Annotated in this window: 6 protein-coding genes; 1 reads left to right on the forward strand and 5 read right to left on the reverse strand. The window is 69.0% G+C overall.

Annotated features, from left to right (window positions below; translation table 11 throughout):
- Positions 1-25: 25 nt before the first annotated feature.
- The gene (locus ACKY0X_RS12045) at positions 26-856 is read left to right on the forward strand and encodes a class I SAM-dependent methyltransferase (protein ID WP_409426230.1); all 831 of its coding nucleotides are present in this window, start codon (positions 26-28) and stop codon (positions 854-856) included.
- Here ACKY0X_RS12045 and ACKY0X_RS12050 read toward each other — a convergent pair.
- From ACKY0X_RS12050 to ACKY0X_RS12070, 5 genes are read right to left on the reverse strand one after another with little or no spacing between them, the layout of a single operon-like run.
- Positions 849-2,105: a phthiocerol/phthiodiolone dimycocerosyl transferase family protein gene (locus ACKY0X_RS12050; protein WP_409426231.1), complete on the reverse strand. Its 1,257-nt coding sequence runs from the start codon at positions 2,103-2,105 to the stop codon at positions 849-851. The genes ACKY0X_RS12045 and ACKY0X_RS12050 overlap by 8 nt on opposite strands.
- A 26-nt stretch (positions 2,106-2,131) precedes the next feature.
- Entirely contained in the window at positions 2,132-6,535 is a 4,404-nt protein-coding gene (locus ACKY0X_RS12055) for a type I polyketide synthase (protein ID WP_409426232.1), read from the reverse strand.
- Complete coding sequence (locus ACKY0X_RS12060; protein ID WP_409426233.1) at positions 6,532-12,027, reverse strand: type I polyketide synthase; 5,496 nt, start codon at positions 12,025-12,027, stop codon at positions 6,532-6,534. The genes ACKY0X_RS12055 and ACKY0X_RS12060 overlap by 4 nt, the downstream gene beginning before the upstream one ends.
- Positions 12,027-17,498: an SDR family NAD(P)-dependent oxidoreductase gene (locus ACKY0X_RS12065; protein ID WP_409426234.1), complete on the reverse strand. Its 5,472-nt coding sequence runs from the start codon at positions 17,496-17,498 to the stop codon at positions 12,027-12,029. Before ACKY0X_RS12065 ends, ACKY0X_RS12060 begins: the two co-directional genes overlap by 1 nt.
- Positions 17,495-22,276: an SDR family NAD(P)-dependent oxidoreductase gene (locus ACKY0X_RS12070; protein WP_409426235.1), complete on the reverse strand. Its 4,782-nt coding sequence runs from the start codon at positions 22,274-22,276 to the stop codon at positions 17,495-17,497. Before ACKY0X_RS12070 ends, ACKY0X_RS12065 begins: the two co-directional genes overlap by 4 nt.
- Positions 22,277-22,287: the final 11 nt, after the last annotated feature.

A 22,287-nucleotide genomic window follows, 5' to 3' on the forward strand; every position in this document is an offset into this window, starting at 1 on the left:
CGTCAAGGGTATTAGGCTCGCCGACGTGGCAGACAAGATCCCCGTCGACCTGCACGGCGCCGCGGCAACCATGCTGACGACGCTCTACCTCAAGGCCCTCGACGCTGATTTCGACCAGCCGGTGCTGGGCGATCGGTACGCCAGGGAGGCGGTCGCGCGTATCGACTTCGACTGGGACACACTCAAGGCTCCCGGCCGTTGGGCGCCCTTGGTGACGGTGCGCACCGCCCAGTACGACATCTGGGCGCGCCAGTTTCTGGCCGCCCACCCGGACGCGACCGTCATTCATCTCGGCTGCGGTATGGACGCCCGGGTCTTCCGGATCGATCCCGGACCCGAGGTGGCCTGGTACGACGTCGATCAGCCGCCGGTGATCGCGCTGCGCAAGCAGGTGTACCCCGACCGCCCGGGCTACCACCTGATCGCGACGTTGGCGACGGACCCGTCGTGGCTGGACGAGATTCCCACCGATCGCCCGGTGCTGCTGCTGGCCGAGGGCATCAGCATGTACCTGGCCGAGGCCGACGGAGTGGCGCTGCTGCAGAGCTTCGTTGACCGCTTCCCGTCCGGGGAACTGCAGATCGACTTCTACAACTGGCTCGGCGTCAAGACGCAAAAGGCCCAGCGGCTGCAGCGACAGTCCGGCTCCACGCTGCATTGGGCGGTCAACAGCCCCCGCGACATTCTGGACAAGGTCACCGGCATTCGACTGTTGGCGGCCGCCAATCTCTTCGACGCGGAGACCTTCAGCCGGGTCCCGGCCGGGTTCCGGCGAAGCAGTCGTCTGGCCCGGGCGGTGCGGCCGCTGCGCGGAATGCTGCAGTACCACCGCTACGCCTTCGGCCCGGTCAGCTGACGCCGGCGGCGTGCCGATCGGCGATATCGCACAGCAGCGCGCGAATCGCCTCCACCGAGCGCTCCGGCGCCGGTCCGTGGGAGTGGTATTCGATGTTGAGCTGCCCGGAGAAGATCTGGGTGAAGTAGATGTCTATGCCTGCGCTCACGGCGAAGTACAGCTCGCCATGTGTCGTGGTCACCTCGACGCCCGGTGGCGTCCGCACCGGCGGAACCAGACCGTTGTTGCTCAGCACGACGACATCGGGTAGCCCCGGCGGATTTCCGACGTACTGCGGGCTGAAGTGCAACCGGGACTGCTGGATGACACCCTCGTCGAGGTCCTTCTGGAAGTTCGCCGCGATGTCGCGAGCGATCTCGACCAGATCGGTCTTGGCGTCAACCTCGGCAAGGTAGGTGGCCAGCCCGATCGGGTTGGTGCATCCAGTGGCCGAAACCGGCGGTGACAGAAAGTATCTCAAGTCAACGGTGTAGACGTAGGGCACCGGGATACTCAGCTTGCCGCGCAGCTGCCATTCGGCGATCAACACCGCAGCCGAGAGCACGGCGTGCAGGCTCAGGTCGTGTGCCCGGCCGAACGCAACCACGTTGTCGGTCTGGCTTTCGGTCAACCGGGTCGACGCCATCGGCACGAGCATCGGCGATGACGGCGTCTCCTGCCCGACGGCCCGCCGGGTCGGCGGCAGGTCGTAGGCGAACAGCGCCGGCATGAACCGCTCGATCCCCGAACGCTGCTGCTTCTCGATCCCCCGATCGGCCAGCACCGCCTCGATGGACAGCGGAGCGGGTTCAACGTTGATCGCACCGATCCGGCCGGTGGTGACCAGGTCGGTGTAGAAGGACAGCATCTCCTCGATCAGCGCGTACATGTGGTGACCGTCGGCGACGGCGTGGTGCACGTACAGGGTCGGCTGAGCCTGCCCGTCACGGATGATCACCCGCATCGCCACCAGCGACTCCGTCTGGTCGAAGCGCGGAGCAGGCGGCTGCGCGTCGGGCTCGTCGAGTTCGATCACCTCGATGCCGTCGGGCATCAGGTCGTCGGTGACGAACTGGTGGCGCCCGTCGGGCAGTCGCTCCAGCCGGCCGGTGAGGATCGGATGCGCCTCCAGCAGCGCCTCGTAGGCCTCCGAGAGCAGATCGAGGTCGACCGGACCGGTGACGTGCGCGGCCAGACCCACGAAATTGTGGGTTTCGGCCAGCATTTCCTCACTGATCGCCAGCTTCCGAATGACCGACGTGGCAAACACTTTCGGTTATCTCCTAAATCAAAGGACTACGACAGCTCGACCAGGGTCATTTCGTCCTCGCCCTCCGAGGCCATGTCCTCTTCGGCGAGGGCCGCGCGGACCAGGTCCATGACTGCCGCGGTGAACCCGTCGGCTATCGCGCGCACCACAGACTCCTCGATCCGGCGGTTGTCATGCCACCAGTCCAGGTACAGCACACCGCCGGTGCGATAGACCCGCAACTCCAGCGCGTGCCCCAGGCCCGGAATCGCCTCGCGCACCGGCATCGCAGTGTCGGAGTCGAACTGCACGGGAGCATCGCCGAGCGCCGGCGGCTCCGGAATCGCTCCCAGGTAGGAGAAGTGCACATCGGCGGGGGCAAGCGAGCCGAACAGTCGCGCGGTCGGTGCGTACAGGTAGCGGAGCAGACCGTAGCCGATCCCGTAATGCGGGACACCGTCCAATGTTTCGTGGATCGAGTCCAGCAACTGCCGGGCGCTTTCCTGGCTGCCGGCGGAACAGCGCAGTGCGACCGGGTAGAGCGTGGTGAACCAGCCCACGGTACGGCGCAGATCGACCTCGGGCTTGAGCACCGAACGGCCCGCTCCCCCCATATCGACCGCAAGAGTGCCCTCGCCGACCACCGATGCCACCGCCCGGCTCAGCCCGGCCAGCAGGATCTCGTTGATCGGCAGCCGCAGCCGCCGACGCGCATCGTCGATCTCGCTGATGTCGGCGGCGGGCAGCGTCGTGGTGAGCTTAGACAGATCGGCCGCAGCCGGCGGTTCGGCGACATCCGCGGCCAGTCGCAACGTCGCCGACTTTGTTGTCTTCAGCCAGAATTCGCGGCTTTCCAGCACCGCGGGGTGGGTCGCGAGCCCGGCGCAACGCTGCGACCACTCGGTCCATCCGACGCCTACCGGCTGCAGTTCGATGTCGTTGCCGCCCAGCTTCTGACCGAACCCGGTGAAGATGTCGGTGACCAGGATGTCGCGGGAGGCCTCGTCACCGACGCTGGCGTGCAGGCTCAGGGCCAGGTAACACAGGTCACCCGACGCGCCCCGGACGTAGAGCGCCGTCAGCGGCGGGCTGGACAGATCCTGATCGCGGATGTGCTCGGCCAGCAGCGTACGCACCGCGTCGTGCTCGGCGGTCAGGCCCTCGGGCAGCGAATGAATGCTGATCTCCCCGAACTCGCCGTGTTCTTGCGGCTCGACGATCCGCTGCTCCCACGTACCGGCCCGCTCGGTGATGCGCAACCGCAGTGCGTCGTGGTGGTTGACCACCGCGGTCAGCACGGCCCGGACGTCGTCGACCGAGACGTCGGGCCGCAACCGCAGGATCAGCGGGATGCGCCAGCGACCGTGTTCGCGGACACCGTTTTCCAGGAAGTAGGTGATGTTCGGCGGCACCGGCGGGTGCTCCACCTCGCCGAGCGACTGGCGGCCCAGCCCGCCGGCGGCATAGCGGGCGGTCAGTGCCTTGGCCAGCGCCGCGACCGTCGGGTTGTCGTAGAGGTCCTGCGGGGTGAGGTCCAGTCCCTCGTGCGAGGCGGCCATGGCGACGCTGATCGCCACCAGTGAGTCGCCGCCGACATCGAAGAAGTTGGCGGTGCGGTCCACCGAACCGACACCCAGGCATACCGCCCAGATCCGTTGCAGCGTCGCCTCGATAGAAGTGCCGCTGGAGCCGCCGGTGCCGTTACCGCCGCTCTGCCCGTCCACGCCACCGCCGGCGGCGCCCGAGCCGGACACCCAGGTGGCGCCGGCATTGTGCTCAAGCCAATGCCGTTGGCGCTCAAAGGGGTAACCGGGGACCGTAACGCGCTTGGGCTGGTAGTCGCCGCGCAATGGCGACCAGTCCACCTCGACACCGGCAGCCCACAGCTGGCCAAGCGCCAGCAGGAAGGTGTCGCGGTCGTCGCGGTTCTGGGCATGGTGGCGCATCAGCCGGACGGCCCGATGCCCACTAGCGAACTTGGGGTTGCGGGCGGCCGACGCGGTCAGCGTGGCGCCCGGGCCGACCTCGACCAGGACGCGGTGCGGCTCGTTCAGCACGGTGTCGATCTCGTCGGCGAACCGCACGGTGGCCCGCACGCTGCGCGCCCACGTCGCCGGGTTGGTCGCCTCGCTGGGCGCCAGCCAGGTGCCGGTCAGATTCGACAGCAGTGGGATCTGCGGTTCGTTCAGCGTCTGCCGAGACAGGAATGCGGTGAACTCCGAGATCATCGAGTCCATCAGGCGGGAGTGGAACGCGTGCGAGGTCCGCACCCGGCGCGCAGTGATCCCCGCCTGCTTGAGCGCCTCGGAGAACTCACGGATGTCGGCTTCGGTGCCGGCGACCACGCAGCCGTCCGGGTCGTTGACCGCGGCCAGGTCCACATCACCGGTCAGGTAAGCGCCGACCGCGTCGGCACTGATCGGGACGGCCACCATGACGCCGCGCGGCGCGGCATGCATCAGCCGGGCCCGCATCGCCACCACCTTGATCGCGGTGTCGAGGTCGAAGACGCCGGCGACGGTGGCCGCGGCGTATTCGCCGATGCTGTGGCCGACCAGCGCGGTCGGACGCACGCCGTAGCTCTCGACCAACTTCGCCAGCGCGTATTCCACGGTGAACAGGGCCGGCTGGGTGCGGTCGGTGCGCTCGAGGTCACGCGAGGTGCCCTCAAAGATCATCGCGCGCAGGTCGTAGCCCAGTTCCGCCTCGAAGCCGGCGACGCAGCGATCGAAGTACTCGGCGAACACCGGCTCGTTGTCGTAGAGTCCGCGGGCCATCCCGATGTGCTGGGCACCCTGCCCCGGGAACAGGAACACCACCCGGTCGGCGGCGTCGTCTCCCAGGTCTACACCCTCGCCGATGAAGACGTTCTCGCTCTCCTCGGCGCCCAGCACCGTGGCCGCATCGGCGCGATCGGCGACAACCGCGGCCAACCGCAGGTTGTGCGCGTGCCGGCCGGCCAGCGTGTAAGCGACGTCGGGCAGGTTGGGCGCCTCGTCGTCGTCGCCGGAGAGCTCAGCCGCCAGGTCCGAGCGTCCCTGCGCCAGCGCCTCGGCGGTGCGTGCCGACAGCAGCAGCACCTCGGGGCCGGGCTTGGGCGTCGCCGCCGCCGAGTCCTCCTGCGGCCATTCCTCGACAATGACGTGGGCGTTGGTGCCGCCGACGCCGAACGAGCTGACCCCGGCGCGCCGGATGCCGTCGGATTCCCAGGGCCCGTACTCGCCGCGGATCCGGAACGGCCCGTCCTCGAGGTGCAGTTCGGGGTTCGGGCTGGTGTAGTGCAGCGTGCCGGGAATCGCCCGGTGCTTGAGGCACAGGATGGTCTTGATCAGGCTGGCGATACCGGCTGCCGACTCCAGGTGCCCGATGTTGGACTTGACCGAGCCCACGTAGCAGGGGCCGGACCGCTGTTCCTCGGAGACCGCGAAAGCCTGTCGCAGGCCCTCGATCTCGATCGGGTCACCCAGCGGGGTGGCGGTGCCGTGCGACTCGATGTAGCTGATGGTGGACGCGTCGACCTCGGCGACCGCGTGCGCCTCGGCGATCACGTCGGCCTGGCCGGCAGCGGTGGGCGCGGCGTAGGTCATCTTGGTGCCGCCGTCGTTGTTCAGCGCCGAACCCCGGATCACCGCGTGGATCTGGTCGCCATCGTCGACGGCCGCCTCCAGCGACTTGAGCACCACCACGCCCACACCGCTGGAGAAGATCGTGCCGTCGGCCCGCACGTCGAACGGCCGGCAGTGCCCGCTCGCCGAGACCATCGAACCCGGCTCGTGCCAGTACCCGACATGGTGCGGGACGCGCAGCGACGCCCCACCGGCCAGCGCCATGTCGCATTCCCCGTTGAGGATGCTCTGGCAGGCCAGGTGCAGCGCGACCAACGCCGACGAGCAGGCCGTCTGCACCGACAGCGCCGGGCCGTGCAGGTTGAGCTGGTGGGCCACCCGGGTGGCCAGATAGTCCTTGTCGTTCTGCAACGACAGGTTGACCATCTCGAAGCTGACGCCCTGCCCGATGATCAGGTTCGGGTCGTAGTGCGACATCAGGTTGTGCAGCAGGTAGCCACTGGTGGTGCTGGTGCCGTAGACGCCGACGGATCCCTCGATCTCGCCGGGCCGGTAGCCGGCGTCCTCCAGCGCGTGCCAGGCGGTCTGCAGGAACAGCCGGTGCTGCGGATCCATGGTGCGGGCGGCCAGCGGGGTGAAGCCGAAGAAGCCCGCATCGAACTCATCGATGCCCTCCAGCAACGCGGCCCGCCGCACATAGTTGTGGTTCGCCAGTGCCTTGTCGCTGACGCCGCTGGCGCGCAGCTCGTCCTCGGACAGCGTGACAATGGATTCGACGCCGTTGCGCAGGTTGTTCCAGAATCCGGTCAGCGTGCGGGCGCCCGGAAAGCGTCCCGCCATGCCGACAACCGCGATCGCGTTGGGCGGCACTTCGTTGTTGGTCACGAACGATCTCCTACTTTTCGCCTTGCCGCGGCCCGCTGACGTGCCGCGGCACGCTGCTGGGCTCGGCTCCGAACACCGCCGGCATCGCCTGCGCCGTCGGCCCCCTCCTGCTCGGCGAGGCCGAGTTGGCGGGCCAGGTCGGCGGCCAGGTCGGTCAGCGAGGCACCCTGAAGCAGCAGGGCCACCGGGGGTTCCGCGCCGAAGTCGCCACGAACGGTGTTGCGGATGCGCACCGCCATCAGCGAGTCCATGCCCAGCTCGGTCAACGGCCGCGTCGGGTCGATAACGCTGCCCTTGGGGTAGCCCATGATGGCCATGATTCGCGAACCCAACCGTGCGACAACGGCTTTGGTGGCGTCAGCGGCGCCGAGCTGCTTCAGTCCTTCCGGACCGGGCCAGTCGTCGTCCTCGTCGTCGAGGTCGAGCTCTTCGGCCAGCGTCGCGAAGTACCCGAGCTGCTGCAGTTCCGGGAAGGCCGCGGCCACCCGGTCCAAGCGCAGTCGCGCAACACCGATCCGGGAAAGGTCGCCGCCGAGAATCGCCTCGAGGGCCTCCATGCCTTCGTCGGGGTTGATCGGGTCCAGCGCACTGAACTTGAGCTCCTGGGCGACACCGACACCGGACCATTGGCCCCAGTTGATGGTGATCGCCGGCAGCCCGGCCGCCCGCCGCCACGCCACCAGGCCGTCCAGCCAGGCACTGGCCGCGGCGTAGGACGCCTGACCGGGTGCGCCCAGCAGCGACGAGGTCGAGGAGAACCCGACCCACCAGTCCAGCTCTTTGCCGACGGTCGCGACGTGCAGTCGCAGCGCCGCTGCCGCCTTGGGTGCCCACACCCGACCGAGCGTCTCCTTGTCGATGCCGACCACGATCTGGTCATCGATGACCGCGGCACCGTGGATGACACCGCGCAGCGTCAGGCCGGTCTGTTCCGCGGCGGCGACCAGGCTCTCGGCCACACCGGGTGCGGCGAGATCGCCCGAGACGACCGCGATCTGGGCCCGTGCCTCGAGCTCGGACAGCACGGCGCGCTGCTCCTCCGACGGCTGTGACCGGCTGTTGAGCACAATCCGCGCGGCACCGTGGTCGATCAGCCACCGGGCGACGACCAGTCCGATGCCGCCCAGGCCGCCGGTCAGCACGTAGGCGCCGTCGGACCGCACGGCCGGAACACCGGTGGGTTTCAAGTTCGCGCGCTTAAGACGTTCGGCGTAACGGTTCTCCCCGCGCCAGGCCACCACGTCGTCGGTGCTCGCCAGCCCCAGCTCGGTGATCAAGGCCGCCGTCGGGTCCGCCGAGGCGTCCAGGTCCACCACGCCGGTGTGCAGGTCCGGGTGCTCATAGGCCAGCACCCGCACCAGCCCCTTGAGGGCGCTGATCGACGGGTCGCCGTACTCAGGCGCCGGTCCCAGCTTCGCCTCTCCCCCGTCGAGCCTCGCTGAACCGCCGGACTCGCCAGCACCCACGGTCAGGCCGTTGCGACCCACCAGCCACAGCCGCGGCGCGGTGCCGTGCCAGCCGCCAACGATGGTGCGCACCGTGGAGGCCACCGACCAGGCCAGGTCGCGACCGCGTGCCGGCGCGTCACCGGCCTCGGTCCCGTCAAACGCACTGCGGGCGGCCAGCACGATCACCCCGACCGGAGGCCGGTTCGGGTCGTCGGCGGTCTGTGCGAACGCTTCCCGCACCGCGGGCTCACTCGTCAGGTCCGCGGTGATCACCCGGCGACCGTCCGAGCCGAACCGGGCAGCGAAATCGGCTGCCAGCGCTTCGGTTTCGGAGCCCTCGGTCAGCACCAGCCAGCTGCCGTCCGCGGCCGCCGGCGGCTGCGCGGGAGCGGCCGCGTCGACCCACTCGGTGTCGAAGATCTTCTGGGTCAACGGCAGCGGCACGGTACGGCGCTGCACCCGCTGCAGGTAGATCCCGGACAGCTCGGCGGTGACTGTCCCGGTCTCGTCGGTCAGGGTGACCCGGCCCAGGATTCCGCCGTCGTCGTGGCTGACCAGCTCGGCGTGCCCGCGGGCCCGACGTCCGACGTCGCCGAAGATCCGGATGTTCTCCACCGCCACCGGAAGATAGGTCGCCTCTTCCATCCCGGCCGAGCCCATCAACGACTCGTCGGGCAGCGCCGCGGCCAGGCACTGCAGGGCGGCGTCGAGCATCACCGGGTGGATGCGGTAGCCGCGGTGCGCGGTCGCCTCATCGGGCAGCACGATCTCGGCTTCCGAGGCGCCGCCGGGCTTGCGCACGATCCGGGTCAGCGCGGCGAACGCCGGCCCATGCTGCAGCCCGGTGCGGCGCAGTGCGGTGTACAGGTCCGCCGGTGACAGCGCGGTGCCGCCGCCGGTGGGAGCCGGGCGTTGCGCGGCCGCTGCGGGCTGTGCCGCCGCGGCGCGGGCCACTGCATGCCGAGACCAACTGCCGCCGGCCGGGCGGGAGTGGATCTCGATACGCAGTTCGTCGGAACCGTCGGCGTCGTGCAGCAGCCGGGTGGTCACCTCGGTCCGCTCGTCGACGCGCAGCATCTGCTCGACCTCGACCCGGTCCACAGCAACAGCCGAGGCCGGCAGCCCCAAGGCCTCACCGGCCGCGGCCAACGCCATCTCGGCGAATCCGGTGGCCGGCATCACGACCTGGCCGTGCACCTTGTGGTGGGCCATCCACGCGACGAGGTCGGTACCCACGTCGGCCTGCCAGACATGGCCGTGACCCGACGGCAGCTCGACGTGGATGCCCAGCAGTGGATGCGCATCGGCGGTGTGGCGGCTGGCGGCGGTCGGCGCCGCCCAGTACCGGACGTGCTGCCACGGCCGCGGCGGCAGGTCGGCGCGGCCGATCCCGCCGTCGGGTTGCGGTGCGTCCGACGACGGCGGCGCGACGGTCGCCAGATTGGTGTGGAAGCTCAGCGCTTCGGCCTGGTCGCGCAGCAGTGTGCCGGTCACCACGCTGTCGCCGGCGGGCCGCGCAGTTTCGAGGTTGCCGTTGATGGCGTGGCTGAGCAGCGGATGCGGGCTGACCTCGATGAAGGTCGCGTGTCCGGCGGCGGCCGCGGTCACGGCTTGGGCGAACCGCACCGGGTTGCGCAGGTTGTGCACCCAATAATCCGCATCGAATGCTGGTGTCTCGCTGCCGGTTTGGCCAACCGTGCTGATCAGCGGAATCTTCGGCGCTGACGGTTTGAGGTCGGCGAGCGCGGTCCGCAGTTCGCCCAGGATCGGGTCGACGGTCGGGTGATGCGAGGCCACGTCCACCTCGACGCGGCGGGCCAGCTTGCCCTGGGCGTCGACGATCGCGACCACGGCATCGACCTGATCTGGCGGGCCGGCAATCACGGTCTGCTGCGGCGCGGCGTACACCGCAACAGTGATGTCGGGGTGCTCGGCGACCAGCTTCTCGGCGGCGTCGGCATCCAATTCCAGCAGTGCCATCGCGCCTTGGCCGCTCAGTCGGGCCATCAGCTTGGACCGGGTGGCGATCACCTTCAGGCCGTCCGCGGGGCTCAGCGCGCCGGCCACCACGGCCGCGGCCACCTCCCCCATCGAATGCCCGATCACCGCGTCCGGTTCGACTCCGTGGGATCGCCACAGCGCCGTCAACGCCAGCTGCATGCCCACCAGCACCGGCTGGATGCGGTCGATGCCGACAACCGGCTCGCCGGATTCGAGGACCTGACGCAGCGAGAACCCCACCTGCGCAACGAAATCGGGCTCCAGCTCGTCGACGGCGGCGGCGAACGCCGGCTCGTCGACCAACAGTTGGCGGCCCATGCCAGCCCACTGCGACCCCTGGCCCGAGTACAGGAAGACGGTTCCCTTGCCACGCAGCGCGACGCGTGTGCCGACCACACCGGGGGCCGGGTAACCGCCGGCGACCGCCCGCAGCCCGGCCAACGCCTGCTCGGTGTCGCGTGCGCAGACGGTGGCGAACTTGGCGTAGCGGCTGCGGTGGTGATTGAGGGTGTGCGCGATGTCGGCCAGCGGTACCGCGGCGCCCGGCCCGGCGACCCAGTCGGCCAGGGTGGCAGCCCAATCCGCCACTCGCTGCTCGGTTTTACCCGAGATCACCAGGGTGGCGACCGGCTCGGTCGAAGTCGGCGCGGGGACCGGATCGGGACCCTGTTCGAGCACCACGTGCGCGTTGGTTCCGCCCAGCCCGAACGACGACACCGCGGCACGCCGCGGTCCCTCGGCCGCCGGCCACGGCGTCATCTCGGTGGGGACGAACAGCCGCGTCGGGGACGGGTCGATCGCCGGGTTCCATTTGGAGAAGTGCAGATTCGGCGGGATCTGTCCGCGTTGCACAGACAACGCAGCCTTGATGAAGCCGGCGATCCCGGCGGCCGCCTCAAGGTGGCCGATATTGGTCTTGACCGCGCCCAGCGCACACTTGTCGGCGCCGCGCCCGTAGACGTCGGCGAGCGCCTCGAACTCGATCGGGTCACCCAAAGCTGTTCCGGTGCCGTGAGTTTCGATCAGGTTCACCGAGTTCGCGGCGACGTCGGCGCTGCGCAACGCCCGGCTGATCGCGTCGATCTGGGCAATGGTGTTCGGAGCGGTGAGCCCGTTGGACTTGCCGTCCTGATTGATCGCCGAACCACGCACCACCGCCAGCACCCGGTCGCCGTCGCGGATGGCGTCGGCGAGGCGCTTGAGTACGACGATCCCGGCGCCCTCGCCGCGCACGAATCCGTCCGCTCCTGCGTCGAAGGTGTGGCACCGGCCGCGCGGAGACAGCATGCCCCACTTGGCCATGGCGATCTGGGTTTCCGGCCGCAGGATGAGGCTCACGCCGCCGGCCAGGGCCAGGTCGCTTTCCCGCATGCGCAGGCTCTGGCAGGCCATGTGGATGGTGACCAGCGATGACGAGCAGGCCGAGTCCATCGCGACCGCGGGACCGCGCAGACCCAGTAGGTAGGCGATCCGGCCGACGGCGACGGCATGGGCGTTACCGGTGGCCGAGTAGCCGTCGATAGCGTCGGGGTTGGCCGCCGAAATCCCTTGGTATTCGGTGTAATACACACCCATCATCACCGCGGAGCGGATGCCTGTCAGGGTTTCCGGCGACAGCCCGGCGTGTTCGAGGGCCTCCCAGGCGACCTCGAGCATCAGCCGTTGTTGCGGGTCCATGGCCTCGGCTTCGCGCGGCGAGATCCCGAAGAAGTCGGCGTCGAATCCGGCGACGTCGGAGATGAAGCCGCCCCACTTCGACGACATCCGGCCCGGGGCGAGCGGGTCCGGGTCGTAGTACTCGTCGGCGTCCCAACGATCCGAGGGGATCTCGGTGATGGCGTCGCGCCCCATCTCCAACAGCTCCCAGTAGGCGTCCGGGCCCGAGGCGCCACCCGGGAAGCGGCAGCCGATTCCGACGACCGCGATCGGCTCGGCGGCGGCGATCCGCGACGCCTTGTCGAACTGCTCGGTCAGCGCCCCCCGTTTGTCGGCGCCCATGGCCGACATCCTGTTGAAGATCGACGTCGTGGAGGTTCCCGTCATCAATAAATACCGCTCTCGCTACCGGTCGAAGCCGACTCGACCTGATCGAACAACTCATCCAGCACGCCGCCGGATGAGCCGAACCCCAAATCATCGTCGTCTTGCCCCGCGGTGCCGTCCGGCTCGGCATAACGCGACGCCAGCAGTCCCACCAGGTGCGTCGTCAACGCTGAGATGCTGGGGTGATTCCACAGCATTGACGCCGACAAATCCACCCCCACCAACTGTTGTGTCTCTTTCAGAACTGTCATCGCGATCATGGAATCGAGCCCCATCTCCGGGAAGGGCTGATCCACATCGACCGCTGACGCAGATGTCCGAAGTTCGCGGGCCAGGATAGCTTGCAGCCGGACCACCAATTCCTCGCGCCGCTGATCGGCGGGGATGGTCGCCCAATCCGGCACGCCCGCCGCCGACGCGCCGGTGGATGCTTGCTCACCTGTCGCAGCAGCCCCGGATGTCACTCCGGCTTCAGAGGCCTCACCGACGAGGTCTTCGAAGAAGGTCAGATCCCGGAACTCCGGCGAGGTGGCGACCGCACGGTCGATGCGCAGTCGTCCCACCCCGATCCGGGCGCCGATCAGGCCGGAGCCCGCACCAAGCACGGCGTCCAGCGCCTCGACGCCTTCGTCGGGGCTGATCGGGTCGAGGACGCTCAGCGTCATCGACCGGCCCAGACCCACGTCCGACCACTGGCCCCAGTTGATGGCGGTCGCGGGCAGGCCCGATGCATGCCGCCACGCCATCAGCGCGTCCAGCCAGGCGTTGGAGGTGGCGTATCCGAGCTGGCCGGGCAGGCCCAGCAACGCGGCCATCGAGGAGAAGCCCGCCCACCAGTCGAGCTCGGAGGCAGCGGTGGCGGCGTGCAGCCGGGCGGCGCCGACGGCCTTGGCCGACCAGACGCTCTCCAGGCTCTCTCGAGTCACCGCCGTCACCAGGCCGTCACCCAGCACACCGGCGGCGTGCACCACACCGCGCAGCGGCTTGCCGGTCTCCTGGGCGGCGGCCACCAGACGGTCGGCCACCCCCGGCGAGCTGATGTCGCCGGCGACAAAGACCACTTCGGTGGCGGCGGCCAGTTCATCGAGGACGGCGCGCTGCTGATCGCCGGGCTCGCTGCGGCCGTTGAGCACGATCCGCCCGGCGCCGCGGGCCACCAGCCAGCGGGCCACCACGATGCCCAGTCCGCCGAGGCCTCCGGTGAGCAGATAGGAGCCGTCGGCGCGGACCTCGGCTTGGCGAGCCGGGGCTGCCGGGGGCGTTTCGGTCTCGTCGGCGGCACCGTCGAGGGTGGCCCTGGTGAGGCGTTCGGTGTAGCGCTGTCCGCCGCGCCAGGCGATCACGTCGTCGCGCAGCGGGGCGCCCAGTTCGGCGAGCACGGCATCGGCCAGGGCCGCGGCGTCCGCCGAGGCCTCCAGGTCCACCAGGGTGGCGCCCAGGTCGGGTTCGTCGGCCAGCACCCGGGCCAGTTCGCCGGGGAACCGCCAGGTACGGACCACGCCCTTGAGCGCACCGATAGCGGGGTCGCCGGGTTCACGGGCGAAGGCCAAACCGCCCCGGCTGACCAGCCAGAGTCGCGGCTTGGTTGGCCCAGATACGCCGGACCAACCGTCGACTGCGGCGCGGGCCGTCGACGAAGCCGTCCAGATGAGGTCGCGGGCGCGGGCCAGGGCGCCGTCGGGGTCGGACCCGTCGAACCCGACCCGGTCAAGGAAGACGACGACGCCGGCCGGCGGATGTGCCGGGTCGGCGCCGGCCTGGCGCACCGCGTCGATCAGCGCGGGGCCATCGGCGAATGCGCCGGAGAGCACCTTGCGGTTCGGCGCGGCCAACCGTGCGGCGAACTGCGCGGCCAAAGCCTCGGTGTCGGTGCCGGTCTCGGAGAGCAACAGCCAGCTGCCGGCGGCCGCACCGGTGCCCTCTGACGTCGTGACCGATTCCGCCGGCGCCCACTCGGTGGCGAAGAGCTTTTGGTCCAGCGGCACCCGCAGGGCGCGGGGATCCAGCGGCCGCAGCTCGACGCCGGTGAGTTCGGCAACGGCGGTGCCCGTGTCATCGGTCAGGACGACCCGGCCAACGGCCACCTTGTCTTCGGGACTGCTCACCTCGGTGTGGCAACGCACCTGGCGTCCGGCCGGTGCGAACACCCGCACCGCGGCCACCGCGGTCGGCACGTAACCGCCGTGTTCTGCGTCATCGGCCGGGATGCCCGCCGCCAGCTGCCGCAGCCCAGCATCGAGCAATGCCGGGTGCAGGCGGTAAGCGGGATGGGTGGCCACAACGTCGGGCAGGGTGAGCACGTTGTGCTCGGTCCCCTCGTCAGACTCCGGTACCGACCGCCCAGCCGGCGCCACTGCGATGTCGGCGACCGCATACCGGGTCCAGGCTTCGCCGGCCGGGCGGGCGTGAATCTCAATCCGGCTCCGGCCATCAGCCTCGCTGAACTGGGTGGTGACCTGCGTCCCGCCGTCGAGGACCAGCGGCTGTTCGATCTGCAGGCCGGTCACCGCGATCGACTCGGCGGGTTTGCCGAGGGCTTGGCTGCCGGCCGCCACCGCCATCTCGATCAGTGCCGCGACCGACGCGACGGCCTGTCCGTGCACCGGTTGCTCGGCCAGCCACGGCATGGCCTCGGTAACACGGTCGTTCTGCCACAGGTGGCCGCCGGTGAGCAACTCGACGTGGACGCCGAGCAGCGGATGCACATCCGGTGCCTGGCCGGCCCGTGCGGGCACGTGCAGCCAGTGCCGGCTGTGCTGCCAGGGGGTGGTGGGCAGTTCGGCGAATCCGCCGGCCTTAGCGACGCCGGTGCCGCCGCGCTGCCCGCCGATTTCGGTGAGCTGAACGTGGAAGCTCAGTGTTTCGTCGTCGCCCCGGCGCAGGGTTGAGGCCACTGTCACCGGATCGGTGGCGGTGGCTTCGGCCGTCTCGATGATCGAGTGGGTCAACAACGGGTGGGGGCTGATCTCGATGAAGGTGTCGTGGTCCGCCGCTGCCACGGCCACGGCCTGGCTGACCAGCGCGGGCTTGCGCACATTGGCCACCCAGTAATCCGCGTCCAATCGCGGTGTGGGACCCGCGGGATCCACCGCCGTCGAAATGAACGGGATCTGGGGCATTTGGGGGGTGATGTCGGCCAGTTCGGCACGCAGTTCATCCAGGATCGGATCCATGAACGCGGTATGCGAGGCCACTTCCATATTCACCCGCCGCGCAAACCGCTCCGCAGCAGCCACCGCAGCAATCACCGCATCCACATCCGCCGGCGCACCCGCCACCACCGTCTGCCGCGGCGACAAATACCCCGCCACCTCAACACTGGGATAACCCGCCAACAACTCCTGGGCCGAGGCAGCATCCAACTCCAACAACGCCACCGCACCCTGACCGGCCTGCCGCGACATCAACCGCGACCGCACCCCGATCACCTTCAAACCCTGCTCCGGCGTCAGCGCCCCGGCCACCACCGCCGCAGACACCTCCCCCATCGAATGCCCAATCACCGCATCCGGAACAACCCCATAGGAACGCCACAACGCAGCCAACGCCAACTGCAACCCCATGATCACCGGCTGCACCTGCGCATCACCGGAAATCTCAACGCCCTGCTCGATCACCTCACGCAGCGAAAAACCCACCTGCCGCGCAAAAACCGGCTCCAACTCATCAACAGCCGCAGCAAACACCGGCTCATCGGCCAACAACCGACGACCCATCCCCACCCAATGCGAACCCTGACCCGAAAACACAAACACCGGCCGTGATGTCGCCGGCCGCTGCCGGGGCTCAATGACGCCGGGCGCAGACTCGCCGGCAGCGAGGGCGGTCAAGCCCGCCACCGCGGCGGCGCGATCGCGAACGGATACGCCCGCGGTGTAGTTGTAGCGGCTTCGGTTCTGCCGCAGGGTCTCTGCGATGTCGGCCAGGGCCACCCCGGCGCCGTCGGTGGTCATCCACTGTGCGAGGACTTCGGCGGTGGCCGCGATACGCGCCGGCGACTTCCCCGACACCACCAACGTGCTCACCGGCACCGCAGGAGCCACCGCCACAACCCCAGCATCCGGCGCCTGCTCAACGATCACATGCGCATTCGTGCCCGACACCCCAAACGACGACACCCCCGCCCGACGCACACGCGACACCGCCGGCCACGCCCTACCCCGACCAGCAATCTCAAACTTCGACGCCCCCACACCCGCATTCGGCGTCAACTCCGAAAAATTCAAATGCCGCGGAATGAAACCCTGCTGCACCGACAACACCGTCTTGATGAACCCGGCAACACCCGACGCCGACTCCAAATGCCCCAAATTGGTCTTCACCGACCCCAACACCAACGGCGCCGACGAACCCCGCTCACCAAACACCGCCGACAAAGCATCCAACTCAATCGGATCACCCAACGCCGTACCAGTGCCATGCGCCTCGACATAGTCGATATCAGCCGGGGACAACCGCGCCGACGCCAACGCCGCCCGCACCACCTTCTGCTGCGCCGGACCCGACGGCACCGTCTGACCCGACGACGGCCCATCCTGATTCACCGCCGAACCCCGCACCACCGCCAAAATCCGGTCACCATCACGCTGCGCATCCGAGAGCCGCTTGAGCACCACCACCCCAGCGCCCTCGCCACGCACGTAACCGTCAGCGGCCGCATCAAAAGTCTTGCACTGCCCATCGGGGGCCAACATCCCCCACCGCGACGTCGCAATACTGTTCTGCGGGGCCAAGATCAAATTCACCCCGGCCGCCAACGCCTGATCCGACTCCCGACGCCGCAAACTCGCACACGCCAAATGAATCGTCACCAACGACGACGAACACGCCGTATCCACCATCATCGCCGGACCATGCACACCCAAGAAATACGACAACCGACCCGCCGCGAAATTCGGTCCGTTGCCGAATGAGAGGTACGGGTCGATGTCGCGCGGGCCGGTCCGCTCCGCCGCGAGGACGGCATAGTCGTTGGTGGTCAGTCCGACGAAGATGCCGGTCTGCGTGCCCCGGATCGCCTCCTTGGTGATCCCGGCATGCTCCAACGCCTCCCAGGCCACCTCCATCAACAACCGCTGCTGAGGATCCATCGCATCGGCCTCACGCGGCGAAATACCAAAAAACTCCGCGTCAAACTCCGCCGGCTGCCACGACGTCAAAAACCCGCCCTCACGAGAACAAATCGTCCCCGGCACCGAATGATCCGACGAAAAAAACGCATCAGCATCCCAGCGATCCGCCGGAACCCCAACAATCCCCGAACCCTCATCACACAACAACCGCCACAACGCAGCCGGACCATCCACCCCACCAGGCAGACGACACCCCACACCCACCACCGCGATCGGCTCAGTATCGCCAGCCTCAGCAACAGCCAACCGCGCCGTCAAATCATCAATCTTGCGCAGCGCCTCAGCAACAATCGCCCGACGATCCGGCCCCCCGACCGGCGCAGCACTCTTCTCGCTCAACTCAACCTCTCCGAAAGCTGCGCGAGCAGCTCGTCATCGCTCATGTCGTCATAGGCGTCGGCGCTGTCCTGCTGGGCGGCTTCCGCTACCTCGGGCAGGATCGATGCCAGGTACCCCGTCAGGGCGTCGATGGTCGGGTAGTCGAACACCACTGCGGCCGGCAGAGTTTCGCCCAGGCTGTCCGAGAGCGACCGCTGCAGGGTGACGCTCATCAGCGAATCCATGCCGGACTGGAAGAATCCGGCGGTCGGGTCCAGCGCATGGCGTGACCCCAGTCCCATGGCGGCGACGACCTGGTCGGTGACGTGTTCGCGCAGCAGCTCCGCACGCTGTTCGGGTTCCGCCTCGGCCAGAACGCGGCGGAACTCGGTGCTCTGCGCCGCCGGCCCGTCAGCGGGTGCGTCGACGATCAGCAGGTCGTCGACGATGCGCAGCGCCGCCCGGGTGCGGTACGCGGTGGCAAGCCGCGGCCAGTCCGCCGCGACGACGGTGTGCCGCACCGCGTTGTGGGCGCCGATCACCAGCGGCAGGGCTCCGATGGCGACATCGTCGGCCATCGGCTCCAGACCGGAGTCGACAGTCACCTGACGTTCGACATCGGACTGGGTGTCGGTCAACGACTTCCACAAACCCCAGTTGATCGCGGTGGCCGGCAGGCCGGCCGCGCGGCGCGCGTAGGCGAAGGTGTCCAGGAAGGTGGTGGTGGCGGTGTAGTGCGCCAGCCAGCGCGACCCCGTGATGCCAGAGATCGACGAGAACAACACGAAGTAGCGCAGCGGCTGTCGCAGCGACAGCTTGTGCAACACCGCGATCACGTCGAGCTTCGGGCGGAACATGGTGGTGACGTCGTCGTCGGTCATGTCGCGCAGGGTCACCGGGCCGCCGGCGAAGGCGGCCACGTGGATGCCTTCCAGCGGCGGCAGGTCGGCGCCGAACCGATCGAACAGCGCACCCATCGCGGTCTCGTCGGCGGCGTCAGCAGCCACCGTCACCAGTGTCGTTCCAGCCGAAGCCAACTCGGTCGCCAACACGTCGAGCACTGAGCCCGGGCGTCGGGATACCGCGACAATGGTCTTGGCTCCACTGGCCGCCAGTTGCCGTACCAGCTGAGGACCGATATTGCCGGTCGCGCCGACCACCAGATGGCAACTGCCGGCGTCGAATTCGACCGGCGCAGCACCAGTGGGACGGCTGCCGAGCAGACGCGGCACCCGACGAATACCGGCCCGGTAGACGACCTGGTCCTCGTTGTCGGCGGCGTCGGCCTCGGCCAACAGGTATCCGGCGATCAATGCTGCGGGGACCGACTCGTCGACGTCGACGACCCTGCCCCAGATCTCTGGGTGTTCCAGGGCCAGGCTGCGGCCCAGGCCCCACAGCACGGCGTGCGCGGGGTTGGCCCGGTCGCCTTCGCCGACAGGTTGGGCATTGCGGGTCAGCAGGAACAGCTTCGCCGGGTTCGACGTCTGTTCTGCCATCGCGGTGACCAGGCGCCGGGCCGCGTTGAATGCGTCGTAGGCGGGCGCGGCGGTCAGATCCGTCGCGTCCGTCGACGGTGCGTACAGCACATGGGTGGCAGTGCCCAGCGCCGCGCCCAGTGCGGTGCGGTCGCCATCGGCGCCCAACACCGAAGCGTCCAGCGCAGTGACGCCGCCGCCCTGCTTCGCGTCGATCTCGGCGCCCAACTCCTGGTCGCCGATCACCAGCCACGTCTGCTGGGTGATGGTATCGCCGGCCGCTGCTTCAGCAGCCGGCCACGTCAGCTCGCACCACCAATCCTCGGGCACCGCTCCCGGGCTGCCGGCGGCCCGTTGCGGCCCTGCGCCTGCCGGCGCGGCGGGGCGCCGGCCGGCCGCGGTCTCGATCCAGTAGCTGCTGTGCTGCCACGGGGTGGCGGGCAACACCGGGTGCGGCTCGGGCGGGTGCGGGGTCTGCGGAGGCTGGGTGGTGTGCGTGCGGTTGAGGTTGGTGTGGAAGCTAACCGCGTCGTCCGCGTCGCGGACCAGGGTTCCGGCCGTGTGGTGGTGACCGCCGAGGGCTTCCACGGTGTCAGCAATCGCGTGAGTGAGAATCGGGTGCGCGCTGACTTCCACGAACGTGGTGTACTCGCCGGCCGCAGCGGCGACCGCCTGGGTCAGCAGCGCAGGCTGCCGAACGTTGTTCACCCAGTAGTCGGCGTCCAAGATCGGCATGCCACCGGCCGGCATGGCGGCTTCGGTCACCGTCGAGAAGAACGGGATGGTGGCGACTTCAGGCGTCAGATCCGCCAGCGCCGCCCGAAGCTCGGGCAGGATCGGGTCCATCAGCGCGGTGTGCGAGGCCACTTCCATGTTGACCCGCCGGGCGAACTTGTTCTGGCCGCTGACGGTCGCGATAACCGCGTCGACGGGCGCAACCGGGCCGGCCACCACGGTCTGCTTCGGCGAGAGGTAGCCCGCCACACTGACATCCGGGTAGTCGGCCAGCAGCGCCTCGACGGCTTCGGCATCCAGGTTCAGCAGCGCCACCGCGCCCTGCCCGGCCTGCCGCGACATCAACTGCGAACGGGCCGCGATGACCCGGAACCCGTCGGCCGGGCTCAGCGCGCCGGCGACCACCGCGGCGGTGACCTCGCCCATCGAGTGACCGATAACAGCGTCGGGATGGACCCCGTAGGACCGCCACAGCTCGGTCAGCGCCAGCTGCAGCCCCATCAGGACCGGCTGTACCTGCGCATCGCCGCTGACCGGTTCACCGGCGGAGATCACCTGCCACAGCGAGAACCCGACGTGTTCGACGAACGCCGGTTCCAGCACGGCCAGTGCCCGGGCGAACGCCGGTTCGTCGGTGAGCAGCGCACGGCCCATGCCGATCCAGTGCGAGCCCTGACCGGAGTACACGAAGACGGTGCCGGGGCCGCACGGGCCCTCGTGCGGACCGATGACGCCGCAGTCCTGGCCCTCCGCCGAGGTACCGGCCGCCAGCGCCCGCAGGCCGCTGACCGCCGCATCCCGGTCGCGGGCGCAGACCGTGCCGAACAGCGGTTGGCGGGCACGGTGATGATTGAGGGTGTGCGCGACGTCGGGCAGTTCCACGCCGGCGCCGTCGCCTTCCAGCCAGTCGGCCAGGTCGCTGGCTGTAGCAGCGATCCGTTCCGGGGTCCGCGCGGAGACCACCAGGGTGGTCACCGCCGGATCTACTTCGCGCGCCGTGATCTTGGCGGGGGGCGCCTGCTCGATGACCACGTGGGCGTTGGTGCCACCAAAGCCGAAGGAGGAGACCCCGGCTCGCCGCGGGTGATCCGTCGAGGGCCAATCCTGCTGTTCGGCAACGACCTTCAAACGCATCTGCTCGAACGTGATGTGCGGGTTCGGGGTGTTGAAATGCAGGTTCTTCGGAATCCGCCCGCGTTGCACGGCCAGCACCGTCTTGATGAAGCCGACCATCCCGGCGGCCGCCTCGAGATGACCGAGGTTCGACTTGGCAGCGCCGAGCAGCAGCGGCGCCTCCGGAGAACGGCCCCGGCCCAGCACCGTGCCCAGTGCTTTGGCCTCGATCGGGTCGCCCAGCAGCGTTCCGGTTCCGTGGGTTTCGACGTAGTCGACTTCCTGCGGGGCGATGCCGGCGTCGGCGTAGGCCGACCGCAGGACCGCCATTTGGGCGGCCGGGTTCGGCGCCAGCAGGCCGTTGGAGTGGCCGTCCTGGTTGATCGCCGATCCACGCACCACCGCCAGCACGCGGTCGCCGTCTTGGCGGGCGACGGACAGCCGCTTGAGCACCACAACGCCGCAGCCCTCACCGCGGACGAATCCATCGGCGTCGGCGTCGAACGCATGGCATGCACCGGTCGTCGACAATGCCCCGCTCTGGTCGAAACCGCGGAACACCGCGGGTGACATCAGCAGGTTCACCCCGCCGGCGATCGCGGTCTCGCACTCCCCGGTTCGCAGGCTCCGGCAGGCCAGGTGCAGGGCGACCAGCGAAGACGAGCATGCGGTGTCCACGGTGACCGACGGGCCCCGCAGGTCCAAGAAATACGACAGCCGGTTGGCGATGATGCTCAGTGCACCACCGGCGTTGCTCCAGGCGTCCACGCTGGGCAGGTCGGCAGACGCGTGGCATCCGTATTCGGTGATGCTGGCTCCGACGTACACACCGGTCTGCGATCGCCGCAACGAGGTCGCCGGAATTCCCGCGTGCTCCAAGGCCTCCCACGCCACCTCGAGCAGCAGCCGTTGCTGCGGATCCATCTTGACCGCTTCGCGGCTGGAGATCTCGAAGAAGTCGGCGTCGAATGCGGCGATATCGCGCAGGAACGAGCCCCAGCGGGTGGTGCGGGCGATCGCGTTGCCCGTCTCGGCTGACCCGTCGTCGAACGGCGCCCAGCGATCGGCGGGCACTTCGGTCACCGCGTTGCCGCCGTCGAGCAGGAACTGCCACATCGCGTCCGGTGAGTTGATGTCCCCGGGGAACCGGCAACCCAGGCCGATCACCGCGATGGGCTCATCGGTGCCGAAGCGCCCCGGCTCGGGTGCCGACTCTTCGTCGGCGGACTCGGGCTCGATGAGGAACCGGGCCAGTTCCGCGACCGACGGGTGCTGCCAGAGTTCTACTGGTGAGACCTTGCGGCCGAGCAGTTCGGACAGCTCGCCGCAGAGCACCACGGCATCGCGGGATCCGACGCCCAGATCGTTGAGCGACGCGTTGAAATCGATGTCCTCGAGACTGCAACCGATGTTGGTGACCAGATAGTCGGCCAGCCAGTGGCGCAGTGCTTCTTCATCAAATGCTGCGGTCATGCGGGGAACTC

It is taken from the genome of Mycobacterium sp. SMC-11, assembly GCF_046250095.1.
Taxonomy (GTDB): domain Bacteria; phylum Actinomycetota; class Actinomycetes; order Mycobacteriales; family Mycobacteriaceae; genus Mycobacterium; species Mycobacterium heraklionense_A.

Excerpts from the sequence above, each read along its gene's own strand:
- ACKY0X_RS12060 (WP_409426233.1), bottom strand. The coding sequence starts at position 12,027 with ATGACGGGAACCTCCACGACGTCGATCTTCAACAGGATGTCGGCCATG.
- ACKY0X_RS12070 (WP_409426235.1), bottom strand. The coding sequence starts at position 22,276 with ATGACCGCAGCATTTGATGAAGAAGCACTGCGCCACTGGCTGGCCGAC.